Source organism: Streptomyces sp. NPDC057428, assembly GCF_042803195.1.
Classification (GTDB): Bacteria; Actinomycetota; Actinomycetes; order Streptomycetales; family Streptomycetaceae; genus Streptomyces.
In genome coordinates this window covers 129,236-142,412 of record NZ_JBHVCT010000003.1, presented here as the reverse complement: position 1 = coordinate 142,412, position 13,177 = coordinate 129,236, and the positions used below count along the sequence as shown (strand labels likewise).

Sequence of the window (13,177 nt, the reverse complement as noted above, 5' to 3'; positions counted from 1 at the left end):
CGTACGTCACATTCACAGATGTCGACGACGTGGGGGGCACGCATGGAACGCGGGACGAGGACGTACAGGGGAGCGCTGGCCCTGATCCTGGGGGCGGTTCTGATCACCGGCTGCGGCGCGTCGGACTCGGACGGAGCCAAGTCGTCCGTGGACCGCTCGACCGGCAGCGGCGGGCCGGCCGGCGGCAAGCAGCCCCCGCCCGCCGTGCCGGAGCAGCAGGAGGACGCGGACGGGGCGGCGAAGGACAGCGGTGCGCGCGAAAGCGTGGCGCCCGACTACCTGTCGACGTTCGCACTCGACGTGGACACCGCCAGTTACGGGTACGCGCGCCGCACCCTCGGCGACGGGCAGCTGCCCGCGGCGGACACGGTACGTCCGGAGGAGTTCGTCAACAGCTTCCGCCAGGGCTACAGGACGCCGAGGGGTGACGGCTTCTCCGTCTCCGTCGACGGCGCCCGTCCCGGTGCCGGGGCCGCCGACTGGTCGCTCGTACGTGTGGGACTGGCCACCAGGCCGGCCACCCCCACCGGTGAACGCCCGCCCGTCGCACTGACCTTCGTCGTCGACATCTCCGGATCGATGGCCGAGCCCGGACGGCTCGACCTGGCGAAGACCTCGCTGGGCATCCTCGCCGACGAACTGCGGGACGACGACTCCGTCTCCCTAGTCACCTTCAGCGACGAGGCCGAGACCCGGCTGCCCATGACCAGGCTGCGGGGCAACCGCACCAAGGTGAGGGACGCCGTCGAGGAGATGCGGCCGGAGGACTCCACCAACGTCGCGGCGGGCGTCGAACGCGGCTACGAGGAGGCGGTCGAAGGCCACCGCAAGGACGCCACCAACCGGGTGGTCCTGCTCTCCGACGCCCTCGCGAACACCGGCGAGACCGACGCCGACGCGATCCTGGAGCGGATCGGCGACGCGCGCGAGGAGTACGGCATCACGCTGTTCGGCGTCGGAGTCGGCAGCGACTACGGCGACGAACTGATGGAACGCCTCACCAACAAGGGTGACGGAAACACCACCTACATCGCCGACGAGTCCCAGGCCAGGAAGGTCTTCGTCGAGCAGCTGCCCGCCCACGTCGAACTCCGCGCCCGGGACGCCAAGGCCCAGGTGGCGTTCGACCGCAAGACCGTCCAGCGGTTCAAGCTGATCGGCTACGAGAGCCGCAAGGTCGCCGACGACGACTTCCGCGACGACAGCGTCGACGGCGGCGAGGTGGGTCCCGGCCACACCGTGACCGCGCTCTACGCCGTACGGCTCCGTGAGGGCGCTTCCGGACACGTGGCGACGGCGACGGTGCGCTGGCTCGACCCGAAGACGAGGAAGGCGCACGAGGCGACCGGATCGGTGGACACCGGCGCGGTCGGCGGAAAGCTCTGGGGCGAGGCCGGCGCGCGGCTCCAGGTGACGGCGGTGGCCGCCTACTTCGCGGACACGCTGCGCGGCGGCGACCTGCCGGGGACGCCCGCGCTCGGTGAACTGGCCACGCGTGCGCGGAAGCTGGCCTCCTCCACCGAGGACAGTTCGGTGGAGAAGCTCGCGGCGATGATCGAGCAGGCCGACCGGCTCAGGAACGGCGGCGACGAACCGCCGGCCGAAGAGGGCGAAGGCGAAGTCGGCTGACACGGCCGACCGGGCCCGGCGGGGGATCACCCCCGCCGGGTCCGTCCTGTCGGTGGCGGCTGGGAGAAACACCTGGAGGCACTCGCCGGCCGGGTCGCTCCACGCGTCGTGAAAGGTTTCAATGAGGCCGCTCGGAAGCTAAACGGGGATTGCGGGCGCAGTCAATGGGTTGATGGCGAGTGACAGGCTTCGAGGCGGACCACTACCTTCCGGCTCTTTGAATCGAGTTCATGTCGCGGATGCGCATCGCTCCACTCGCCCGTGCGCATCAGGTGTCCGGGAGCCTTACCGGTGAGCCAGTGCGGCGGCCGCCGGGTGCCCGGGCCCGACCAGGACGGTGAGGCCTGCTCTTCCGGGCACGGGTACCGGGACCCGGCACCATCCCGCGCGCCGGTAGAAGCGCAGCGTCGCCTCCGCGTGCAGGGAGGTGAGCAGCCAGCAGCGCCCGTCCGGGGCCGACTCGGTGACGGCCGTCAGCAGGGCCGCTCCCAGCCCGGCACCGCGGGCCGCCGGGGAGACCGCCAGCTCGTCGACCTCCAGGGCCCCGCACAGCCAACGGGAGACGCGCTCGGGTCCCAGCGCCCGGCGGACATGGCCGTAACTGCGGTCGGTGGGGAACTCCGCGGGGGTGGTCCACGCGGTGGCGAAGCCGGCCACCTCGGCGCGGGCGCCCGTACCCCGCGGCCCCGAGGGAGGCGAGCCGGCGCCGTGCTCCAGCGCCAGCGCCGCGGTGAAACCGGGGCGCAGGGCGTCGGTGTTCATGCGCTTGACGTAGAGCGCGGCGGCCGAGGGGTCCTCGTTCCACGGCGGAGCCGAGAACGCGTCGGCGTAGACCCGACGGATCCCGTCGGCGTACGCCGGAAGGGCCTCGCCGGTCATCTGCCGGACCCGCATGCCGCCGTTCCTTCCGCTCCGGACCGGTCCTGGGCGCCGGAACCGCTGCGGAAAGAATAGGACGCCGCACCGGCGCCGTGGCCGGCGCGATCCGGTGGCCGGCCGTGCGGCCGCCTCGGCCCGGCCTGGCGCGGGAGTGGCTCGCCCCGGCCGTACACGGCAGTGGTTCAGCCCGGCTGGAGGAGATGGGTGGTGAACCAGTCCCGCGCGAGGTCGGCGACGCGCTCCAGGGCGCCCGGCTCCTCGAAAAGGTGGGTGGCGCCCGGGACGATCTCCAGTCGCTTCTCGCAGTACAGCGCCGCCAGGGCCTGCCGGTTGAGGTCGATCACCGTGGTGTCATCGCCGCCGACGATCAGCAGGGTCGGCGCCCGTACCCCGGAGAGGTCCACCCCGGCCAGGTCGGGACGGCCGCCGCGTGAGACCACCGCTCCGATACCCGAGTCGGGGGCGGCGGCGGCCCGCAGCGCCGCCGCCGCCCCGGTGCTCGCGCCGAACGAACCGATCGGCACGCTCACCCGGTTCCTGAGCCAGCGAGTCGTGTCCGACAGCCGCGTGGAGAGCAGCCCGATGTCGAACACGTTGGCCCGGTACACCTCCTCGCCCGGGGTGAGCAGGTCGAAGAGCAGCGTGCCCAGGCCGGCGCGGTTCAGGACCGTGGCCACCGCCCGGTTGCGCGGGCTCAGGCGGCTGCTTCCGGAACCGTGGGCGAACACCACGACGGCGCCGGCACTCGCCGGGAGCACCAGATCGCCCGCGAGCGGAACCCCGCCCGCGTCCACCTCGACGCTCTCGGCCGTGGCGCCGTCCGCGGGCGCACGGGCCAGCAGGGCCACGACCTCCTCGTCGGAGGTCTGGGAGAAGTCCCGGTACCACTCGCCCACCGCGGAGAAGAGGTCCGGCGTGGACAGGCACACGATCTCGTCCACGTCATCACCGAGGCGCGAGGCCACGTCCCCAGCCGCCACGGGGACGGCCAGTGCGACATACGCGGCCCCCTGGGCCCGGACCACCTGGCAGGCCGCCCTGGCCGTTGCGCCGGTGGCGACCCCGTCGTCCACCACCACCACCGCGCGGCCCTCCAGCGGCAGACGCGTCCTGCCCGCCCGGTACGCCTCCGCCCGGCGGACGAGCTCCGCCTCCTCGGCGAGCTCGACGGACCGGACGTCCGCGTCCCGGACGCCGGCACGCCGGACGATCTCGTCGCTGATCACCCGCACCCCGCCCTCGCCGATGGCGCCGAAACCCAGCTCCGGGTGGCGCGGCACACCGAGCTTGCGGACCACGATCACGTCGAGCGGCGCGCCGAGGGCCTGTGCCACCTCGTACGCCACGGGCACCCCGCCGCGGGGCAGCCCCAGGATGACGGGGTCACGCCGCTTCAGGTGCCGCAGGGCCAGTGCCAGTCGTCGCCCGGCGTCCGTGCGGTCGGTGAACAGCACAGTGGTTCACCTCCAACAGAAGGGGACAGCGGCACTGCACGCGCACGCGTTTGCCCTGTCCTTCGAAACAAACCCATTTGAGCTGGTTCGGCAAGTCGGGGACGGGCGGTTCGAAGAGCCGCCGACGGAGTCGGTGGCTCTTCGCGTCCTGGATGCTCCGAGAGGGAAACTCAGGGCTACCGGCAGGGCCGTTTCCGTGCCGGCCCGGCGGGCGCGGCGGAAGATTCGCGGCCGGCCCGGAATCCTGCTTTCCGGGCAGAGGAAAGACAGCCAGCCATTCCGCCGTGACGCGCAAGTCCGGCATGGCTCCTCGCGCACATCCGTGCCCACTGGGCCGGTGGCGGAGATGCCCGCCCGGGCCCGGGCGGACTGACGCAGGTGGCAGCACGGATGTGGCCGGAGTGCGGTGTGCGAGGTGACGACCCGGGTGGTGGAGGCAGGATCCGCAACACGGACATCTACGCGCGCAGCCAGGTGGTCGTCGTCTGTCCCGCAGCTCTCCGGTATAGGCCTGAATTACGTGGCGGACAAGTGACGACTTAGTGCCTGATAGAGCTCCTCCGGCCCGCTCACGCCGTTCTCACAGCTTTTCCACAATCTTCGTGCGTTTGGTGACCTCGCGTCATCAAGAGGTAACGCATCGTGTATTGACCGCGGTCACGTGCACCTCACTAAATGTCTCCCGGCGAATGCGTTCATTCGCCGTCACCCGGGATCGTCACGGGCTGACCCCTGCTCGCAGCATGGAGTTTCGCCTTGCGTAAAGCAGCAAGATCGAACAGATCACACGGGTCCGGCAGATCAGAGGTACCGAGGGGGCGCCGGCAGGCGCGACGAAGAATCGGCGGGGGGCTCGCGGTTCTGAGTGCGGCCGCCATGACCGTCCTGGGCCTGCAGGTCCCGGCCGCAGGCGCCTCGGGCGCTGCGTCCGCGGCCGACGCACGCGTGGCGTACGAAGCGAGCTGTGGCATAGCGAAGCCCGGTGACGCCACCTGCTATTCGCTGCGGCGTACGGACGTCAAGGAGACCAAGGGCCTGCGGCCGGCCTCGGACGCTCCCGCCGGATTCGGTGCGACGGACCTGCGCAGCGCGTACAACCTGCCGGCCAACGGCGGTGCGGGGCAGACCATCGCCGTCGTCGACGCGTACGACAGTCCGACCGCGGAGAGCGACCTCGCGGTGTACCGCGAGCAGTTCGGCCTGCCGGAGTGCACCACGGCGAACGGCTGCTTCACCAAGGTGGATCAGCGCGGCGGTACGAACTACCCGGCGCCCGACCCGGGTTGGGCGGGAGAGATCTCCCTCGACCTCGACATGGTGTCGGCCGCGGCCCCGAACGCCCACATCCTGCTCGTGGAGGCGGACGACGCGAGCTTCGAGAGCCTGGGCGCGGCAGTCAACCAGGCCGTCGCGCTCGGTGCCAAGTTCGTGTCCAACTCCTACGGCACCGACTACCGCGGTGGCGGCGGCGAGGACCCGGCCGAGACGACCGAGTACGACGCGTACTACAACCACCCGGGCGTGGCGGTCGTGGCCTCGACAGGCGACTTCGGCTACGGGGTCAGTTACCCGGCCGCGTCGCAGTACGTCACGGCGGCCGGTGGCACAGCGCTGCACCGGGACGCGGACACGGAGCGCGGCTGGACCGAGAGCGCCTGGGACGGCGCCGGTTCGGGCTGCTCACTCTACGAGCCGAAGCCGGCGTTCCAGAAGGACACGGGGTGCGCCAACCGCGCCCTGTCCGACGTCTCCGCGGTCTCCGACCCGGCGACCGGTGTATCGGTCTACCAGACGTACGGCGGTGGAGGCTGGGCGGTCTACGGCGGTACCAGCGCCGCGTCGCCCCTGATCGCCGCGACGTACGCGGTCGCGGGCACGCCCGTCGCCGGCACGTACCCCAACGCGTACCCGTACGCGGGTAACGGTGCGGGGCTCAACGACGTGACGAGCGGCAGCAACGGGTCCTGCACCCCGAGCTACCTGTGTGAAGGCGCCACCGGCTACGACGGCCCGACCGGGCTCGGCACGCCGAACGGCGTGGACGCGTTCCGCAGCGGTCCGCACGGTGCCGTGTCCGGCACGGTCACGGACGCAGCCACCGGCAAGGCGCTCTCCGGCGCGACGGTCACGGTCGGCGACAACATCGCGAAGTCGGGCTCGGACGGTTCCTACAAGCTGACCGTTCCGGCGGGTACGTACGACATCGCTGTCGACGCGTACGGCTACAAGTCGGCGGCGGCCTCGTCGGTGGAGGTCACCGACGGCGCGGCGCTGACGAAGGACTTCGCCCTCACCGGGATCCCGAGCCAGACGGTCTCGGGCAAGGTGACGGACGGCAGCGGCCACGGCTGGCCGCTGTACGCGCGGATCACCGTCGAGGGCGTCCCCGGTGCCCCGGTCTGGACGGACCCGGTCACAGGTTCCTACAACCTGTCGCTGCCCGAGAACCACGGCTACACCCTGAACATCGCCTCGGCCACCCGGGGCTACGCCGCCGTGAGCGAGAAGATCACGGTCGACGAGGCGCCGGTCACCACGAACATCGCGGTGAAGGCGAACGCGTTCGGTGACACGGCACCCGGCTACGAGGTCAAGGACACGGGCAAGACGGAGCAGTTCGACTCCACCATGCCGCCGGAGGGCTGGAAGGTCGTCAACTCGACCGATTCCGGCTGGCAGTTCGACGACCCGGGCGCGCGTGGCAACACGACCGGCGGCGACGGCGCCTTCGCCATCGCCGACAGCGACAACGCGGGTCCCGGCTCGACCACGGACACCCAGCTGATCAGCCCCCGCTACAGCTTCTCTGCCGACAGCCACCCGGTGGCGTCCTTCGCCACCGACTACCTGGCGTATGGCGACCAGGAGGCCACCGTCGACGCGTCCGACGACGGCGGGGAGACCTGGAAGACCGTGTGGTCCGCCGGCTCCTCGACCAACGGCGCCTCGAAGATCACCGTCCCGCTGGACGAGTACGCGGGTGTCGAGAACGTCACCCTGCGATTCCACTTCGTCGGATTCTTCGGCTGGTGGTGGAAGATCGACAACGTTTTCATCGGAGAGCGCACGCTGAAGGCGACCCCCGGAGGTCTGCTCGTCGGTGACGTGACGGACGCCAACACCGGACAGGGTGTGGTGGGCGCCACCGTGGCCAGCGACGACACGCCGGCGGTGACCACCACGACCGTCGCCACGCCGGACGACCCGGACGTGTCGGAGGGCTTCTACTCGGTCTTCACGCCCGACCTGGGCAACCACGGCATGACCGCGTCGAAGAGCCGCTATAAGAAGCAGTCGAAGACCGTGAAGACGGCAGCCGACGGTGCGGTGTCCACCGGCTTCGTCCTCGCGGCCGGCCGGTTGAGCGTGACCCCGGAGACCGTGACCAAGACCGTCGCATGGGGCGCGCAGGCCACCCGGAAGGTCACCGTCAAGAACACCGGTGGCGCGGCCGCCACACTGAAGATGTCCGAGCAGGCGGGCAAGTACCAGCCTCAGGACCAGAAGCAGGGTGCGCCGCTCCAGAAGATCAAGGGCACGTACCCGACCGGACCGAGCAAGGCACGGACGGGGGCCGCCTCCAAGAAGGCCGGTCCCGCGGCGAGCCCCGCCGCCGCCCCGGCGGACGGCACCTGGCAGACGGCTCCCAACCTGCCGCAGGCGACCATGAGCAACATCGGCGCCGTGCACGACGGCATCGTCTACACCGGATTCGGGTACAGCGGCTCCGGTGTCTCGAGCGATCTGTACGGCTTGAACACGGAAACCGGAGCGTGGTCGAAGAAGGCGTCCGCGACCGACGGACGAGAGGGCCCCTCGGCCGGATTCATCGACGGCAAGCTCTACGTCGTGGGCGGCTGGCTCCAGACGGGAACCCCTGACACGAAGCTGGAGGTGTACGACCCCGAGGCAGACAGCTGGACGACCGGAGCTGCCACCACGCACGCGTTCGCGGGCGCCGGCACGGCGGTCCTCGACGGCAAGCTGTACGTGATCGGAGGCTGCACCGACGTCTGTGGCAGCAAGAACGGCAGTGTGTACGACCCGGGCAACGACAGCTGGTCGCAGATCGCGGACTACCCCGAGACCGTGGCGTGGGAGTCCTGCGGCGGCATCGGCGGCAAGCTGTACTGCGCCGGTGGCACCTCGGGCCAGAGCGTGCTCAAGCACGCCTACTCCTACGACCCGGACTCCGACAGCTGGAGCCAGGTCGCGGACATGCCGATCGCGGCGTGGGGTGCGTCGTACGCCGCGGCCAACGGGCAGCTCGTCTCCACCGGCGGTGTCAGCGACAACGCGCTGATCAACCAGAGCTTCGCCTTCGACGCGAGCTCCGGCGCGTGGACTGCCCTGCCGAACGCCAACGTCGCCACCTACCGCGGCGCCGGCGCCCTCGGCTTCTACAAGCTGGGTGGCGGTGACGCGCCGAACACGCCCTCCACCCAGGCCGAGTACCTCGCGGGGTACGACCAGGACGGGACCGGTGACGTCTCGTGGCTGAGCGAGAGCACCAAGGAACTGACCGTCCAGCCGGGTGCCAGCGCGACGTTCACCGTCTCGCTCGACGCCTCGGTACCCGAGATCACCCAGCCGGGTACGTACCGCGCGTCGCTGGCGTTCAGCACCGACACGCCGTACGGCGGCCGGAAGCTCCCCGTGTCGCTGACGGTGAACCCGCCGAGGACGTGGGGCAAGATCACGGGCACGGTGCTCGGCAAGGCATCGAACGGGACCACGGCCCCGATCGCGGGGGCGACCGTCGAGATCGACAGCTGGACGTCCGCGTACACGCTGCGGACGGCCGCCGACGGCACCTACGCGCTGTGGCTGGACACCCGCAACAACCCGCTCTCCGTCATCGCTGCCAAGGACGGCTATGCGCCGACCGCGGTGACGGTCAAGCTCGTCAAGGGCGGCACGGTGATCAGTAACTTCACCCTCAGGAAGCAGTAGCGCGAGCGCACATGAGACAGGGGCGGGTCATTCCTCCGGGGGTGGCCCGCCCTTCCCGCGCACCGTCGCGGCCCGGCCGGGTCCGCGCCTTCGTGCGCTGCGAGGCACCCTCCGGTGCGCCTTCGACCAGCGAAAAGGCCCTCCGGGAGGAGGGCCTGAAGGTGGTGCGGACTGTGTGCCCCCGGCAGGACTCGAACCTGCGGCCAAGCGCTTAGAAGGCGCCTGCTCTATCCACTGAGCTACGGGGGCCGGGTGTGGGCCTGTGTCCCGGAGGGCGTGGGTTCAAGCCATCCGCGACGGTGCCGGGACAAGGATAGGGCTCAGATCGCCTCGTCCCGGTTGCTTCACCTGCGTGGCACCATGTGGAGGTTCAGTGAAGCGAACCGATAATCGCAGGTAGGTGCGATTCGTGCATCGCTTTTCGCGCCTCACGCCCCGGGTGTTGTGCACTCGTTATGCCTGTGCCCCACTCGTCCGCTCTGTCCCCCGGAATGGATTCGCCGCGCAGGGGGGTCTATACGCTTCAAAAAGCCGTCAAAATTGGGCATTCTTCACATGTGGTAACCATGGATGTACGGCCCCAGCTCATCGACGCACTTTCCGCCCTGCGCGACCGTGTCGCTGCCGTGCGTCTTCCACTCCCGCTGCCCGGAGCCCCGCGCTCCCGGCAGACGCGGACCGAACTGCTCGCCCAGCTCGACGACTACCTCGTACCACGCCTCAAGGATCCCGAGGCGCCGCTGCTTGCGGTGATCGGCGGGTCCACCGGCGCGGGCAAGTCCACTCTCGTCAACTCGCTGGTGGGATGCCGGGTCAGTGAGGCCGGGGTGCTGCGCCCGACCACGAGGACTCCCGTGCTCGTCTGCCACCCGGACGATCACCACTGGTTCGCCGGGGTGCGCGTACTGCCGCAGCTGACCCGGGTGTGGCTGCCTCCGGGGCAGGCACAGGACCCCGACGGCCTCGACCACCTCGGTGCCGAGGGTGAGCACGACGAGTCCGTGCTGCGCGTGGAGACGGCGGCGACGCTGCCGCGCGGGCTCGCCCTCCTGGACGCCCCCGACATCGACTCGCTCGTCGTGCGGAACAGGGTCCTCGCCGCCGAACTCATCTGCGCCGCCGATGTGTGGATCATGGTGACCACCGCGTCCCGGTACGCCGACGCCGTGCCCTGGCACCTCCTGCGTACGGCGAAGGAGTACGACGCGTCGCTGGTCACGGTCCTGGACCGGGTGCCGCACCAGGTGATCGGCGAGGTGTCCCGTCAGTACGCCGCCCTGCTCACCCGGGCCGGCCTGGGCGACGTGCCCCGGTTCACGATCCCGGAGCTGCCCGAGTCGGCGGGCGGCGGCAGCGGGCTGTTGCCCACCACCGCCGTGGCGCCGCTGAGGGCCTGGCTCACCCACCGGGCGCAGGACCCGGCGGCCCGTCAGCAGGCAGTGGGGCGTACGGCGTCCGGGGTCATCGACTCGCTGAACGTACGGATGCCCGAGCTGGCCGCGGCGGTTGCCGCGCAGTACGCGGCGGCCGTCCGGCTGACCGGCGTCGTCGAGGAGGCGTACGGGAAGGAGCTGTCGCGCGTCAGGCGGCGGCTGACGGACGGCGCCGTGCTCGCGGGCGGTGCCCGCACCCGGTGGCGCGGCTACCCGCTCTACAGCACGGCGGGCGAGCTGCTGGACGCACTCGTGGAGAGCCTCACGGCCCTGCTGCAGTGCGCGGTGGCCGCGGCGGACGAACAGATCCGCACGACCTGGCAGCGCGAACCCGCCGCCGCGATCTTCCGGTTCGAGGACGCGGGCCGGGAGGCCGGCGGCTGGGGTCCGGCCGAGGACATCCAGGGCAGGGTCGGCATGGCGGTGCGGCGCTGGCGGAGGGTCCTGGAGGAGCTGGCCGAGGAGGAGGCCCGGCTGCTCGAACGCAACGCGGCGCCGGACGCCGAGACGGTGGCGGCGCTGCTGGCGGCGGCCCTGCTCGGGGGGCGCCGGGCCAGGGGCGCCGGCGAGCAGCTCGCCGAACGCATCGGTGCCCAGGGTGCGCTGCGCCTTCGCGACAAGGGAGGGGCGCTGCTCACCACCTGCCTGGAGCAGGTCCTGCACGGCGAACGCGACCGGCGCCTCGCGCCGCTCGACGCGCTCGAAGTGGCTCCGGAGCCACAGGCCGAACTCATCGCCGCGCTGTCCGTACTGCAGAAGGAGAGGAAGCAGCGATGACTGCCGTCACCGACCAGGACCACGGACAGGGACCGGGGAGCGGGAACGCCGAGACGCCCCAGAACCCCGAGGCGCCCGGCATCCTCCAGAAGCCCGGGACGCCAGGGACACCCGGGACCCCCGAGGAGTCAGACGGGAGCGACGAACGACGCTGGGACGACGGGCTCATCGCGCGCCGGGCCGCGGAGGCGTCGAAGGAATGGGCCGGGGGAGGGCGTGCGACTCAGGACGAGGCGGGGCCCCAGGTAGAGGCGTACGGGCTGCCGGGCAGCCCCCTGCGGCCCCGGCTCGACGCCCTGCGCGAACTGGTCGGGCTCTCCCGTGCCCGGCTGGACGTGGACACGCTCGCCGAGGCGGGGCGTGTGCTCGACGAGGCCTCGGCCCGTCAGCGGCTCTCCGCCCGGCACACCGTCGTCGCCGTGGCCGGAGCCACCGGCAGCGGCAAGTCCACGCTCTTCAACGCACTCGCCGGGGTCCAGATCTCCGACACAGGGCTGCGCAGGCCGACCACGTCCGCGCCGATCGCGTGCAGCTGGACCGACGGCGCCGCCGGGCTGCTCGACCGGCTGGCCATCCCCGGCCGGCTGCGGCGCAGGCCCGTCCAGGGCACTACGCCCGCCGACGAGGCGCTTCAAGGACTCGTCCTGGTGGATCTGCCCGACCACGACTCGGCGGCGACCGGCCACCGGGCCCAGGTCGACCGGGTGCTGGCCCTGGTCGACGCGGTGATCTGGGTCGTCGACCCGGAGAAGTACGCCGACGCGGCCCTGCACGAGCGCTACCTGCGGCCGCTCGCCGGGCACGCCGAGATCTCCTTCGTCGTCCTCAACCAGATCGACCGGCTTCCGGGTGACGCCGCGGACCTCGTCCTCGACGACCTGCGCAGGCTGCTGGACGAGGACGGGATGGCGGTGGGGGAGCACGGCGAGCCGGGTGCCACCGTCATGTCCCTGTCCGCCCTCACCGGAGCCGGGGTGAGCGACCTGCGCGAACTCCTCGGCAGGTTCGTCCAGGAGCGCACGGCGGCGGCCCGCAGGCTCTCCGCGGACGTGGACGCGGCCGCGGCCCGGCTCCGTCAGGTGTACGTCGCGGAGGGACGCCCCGGACTCGGCGAACGGGCCCGCGAGCAGTTCACCGACCGGCTGGCCGAAGCCGTGGGCGCGGCGGCGGCGGGACAGGCGGCGGAGCGCGAGTGGCGCAGGAACGCGGGACGGGCGTGCGGAACGCCGTGGCTGCGCCTGTGGCGCTGGTACGAGTCCACCCGGCAGCTCGGGGGCCTGGACCTGATGGCACAGGCCCTCGCACCGCCCGAGGAGGAGCTCACCGCCCGGCAGCGCGTGGAGCAGGCCGTGCGGACGCTGGCGGACGACGCGGTGGACGGTCTGCCGACGCCCTGGGCACAGGCCGTGCGCGAGGCGGCGGTGAACGGCGCCAGGGGCCTGCCCGAGGCGCTGGACGAACTGTCGCGGAACGCGCAAGCGGGAGCGGCCGGCCGGAGCCGGAGCCGGGGCAGGAGCGCGGACACCGCTTCGGCCTCCACGGGCGTCGGCGGTCCGAGCCTGGCACGCAAGACGGCGGACCCGGCCGGGCGCGGCCCTGCTCCGGCGGCCGGGGCCGCGGTGCCCCTCACGGGCGCGCCCGGGGCTCGGGCTGCGAGGCCGCCGCGCCCCGCGTGGTGGCCCGCGGCGGTGCTGGCCCAGGCATCCATGACCCTGCTCCAGATCTTCGGCGGGCTGTGGCTGCTGGGTCAGATCGTGGGCTTCCTCGAACCCGGGCTGATCGCCCCGGCCCTGTTCATGCTGGCCGGAGTGATGGGCGGGCCGCTCGTCGAGTGGTCGTGCGCGGCAGCCGCGCGGGGCCCCGCGCGGCGCTACGGGCAGGAGGCGGAGCGGCGACTGCGCGAGGCCGCCGCGGGCTGCGGCCGGGCCAGGGTCCTCGACCCGGTGGCAGCGGAGCTGGCGCGCTATCGCGAGGTGCGGGAACGGTACGTGACGGTGACGGAGTTCTCCACAACCGGCCGGTAATCCACAGCCTCTGCGGGATTTCCCGTTT

At 71.8% G+C, this 13,177-nt stretch carries 6 protein-coding genes and 1 tRNA gene; 4 read left to right on the top strand and 3 right to left on the bottom strand.

Annotation, left to right across the window (positions count from 1 at the left end):
• The first annotated feature begins 42 nt into the window (after window positions 1-42).
• Window positions 43-1,629: a von Willebrand factor type A domain-containing protein gene (locus tag ACFU5K_RS02305; protein WP_384055663.1), complete on the top strand. Its 1,587-nt coding sequence runs from the start codon at window positions 43-45 to the stop codon at window positions 1,627-1,629.
• Between the two features lie 285 nt (window positions 1,630-1,914).
• Here the strand turns inward: ACFU5K_RS02305 and ACFU5K_RS02300 are convergent, their stop codons facing one another.
• Together ACFU5K_RS02300 and ACFU5K_RS02295 are read right to left on the bottom strand one after the other, a co-directional pair.
• Window positions 1,915-2,523 (bottom strand): GNAT family N-acetyltransferase, encoded by a 609-nt coding sequence (locus tag ACFU5K_RS02300; RefSeq protein WP_384055602.1) that lies wholly within the window; start codon window positions 2,521-2,523, stop codon window positions 1,915-1,917.
• 167 nt (window positions 2,524-2,690) lie between these two features.
• Window positions 2,691-3,962 (bottom strand): phosphoribosyltransferase family protein, encoded by a 1,272-nt coding sequence (locus ACFU5K_RS02295; protein ID WP_384055599.1) that lies wholly within the window; start codon window positions 3,960-3,962, stop codon window positions 2,691-2,693.
• Window positions 3,963-4,838: 876 nt separating this feature from the next.
• On the opposite strand from ACFU5K_RS02295, the gene ACFU5K_RS02290 reads away from it, so the two are divergent.
• Window positions 4,839-8,915 (top strand): carboxypeptidase regulatory-like domain-containing protein, encoded by a 4,077-nt coding sequence (locus tag ACFU5K_RS02290; protein WP_384055596.1) that lies wholly within the window; start codon window positions 4,839-4,841, stop codon window positions 8,913-8,915.
• 176 nt (window positions 8,916-9,091) lie between these two features.
• Here the strand turns inward: ACFU5K_RS02290 and ACFU5K_RS02285 are convergent.
• A tRNA-Arg gene (locus ACFU5K_RS02285) sits at window positions 9,092-9,164 on the bottom strand.
• A 317-nt stretch (window positions 9,165-9,481) separates the two neighbouring features.
• Between ACFU5K_RS02285 and ACFU5K_RS02280 the strand changes: the two genes are divergently transcribed.
• Window positions 9,482-11,125 carry a dynamin family protein gene (locus ACFU5K_RS02280; RefSeq protein ID WP_384055593.1) on the top strand — a complete coding sequence of 548 codons (1,644 nt, stop codon included), beginning with the start codon at window positions 9,482-9,484 and terminating at the stop codon, window positions 11,123-11,125.
• Complete coding sequence (locus ACFU5K_RS02275) at window positions 11,122-13,149, top strand: GTPase (RefSeq protein WP_384055590.1); 2,028 nt, start codon at window positions 11,122-11,124, stop codon at window positions 13,147-13,149. The genes ACFU5K_RS02280 and ACFU5K_RS02275 overlap by 4 nt, the downstream gene beginning before the upstream one ends.
• Window positions 13,150-13,177 lie beyond the last annotated feature (28 nt).

Excerpts from the sequence above, each read along its gene's own strand:
- ACFU5K_RS02280 (WP_384055593.1), top strand. The coding sequence starts at position 9,482 with ATGGATGTACGGCCCCAGCTCATCGACGCACTTTCCGCCCTGCGCGAC.
- ACFU5K_RS02275 (WP_384055590.1), top strand. The coding sequence starts at position 11,122 with ATGACTGCCGTCACCGACCAGGACCACGGACAGGGACCGGGGAGCGGG.
- ACFU5K_RS02290 (WP_384055596.1), top strand. The coding sequence starts at position 4,839 with ATGACCGTCCTGGGCCTGCAGGTCCCGGCCGCAGGCGCCTCGGGCGCT.
- ACFU5K_RS02300 (WP_384055602.1), bottom strand. The coding sequence starts at position 2,523 with ATGCGGGTCCGGCAGATGACCGGCGAGGCCCTTCCGGCGTACGCCGAC.
- ACFU5K_RS02305 (WP_384055663.1), top strand. The coding sequence starts at position 43 with ATGGAACGCGGGACGAGGACGTACAGGGGAGCGCTGGCCCTGATCCTG.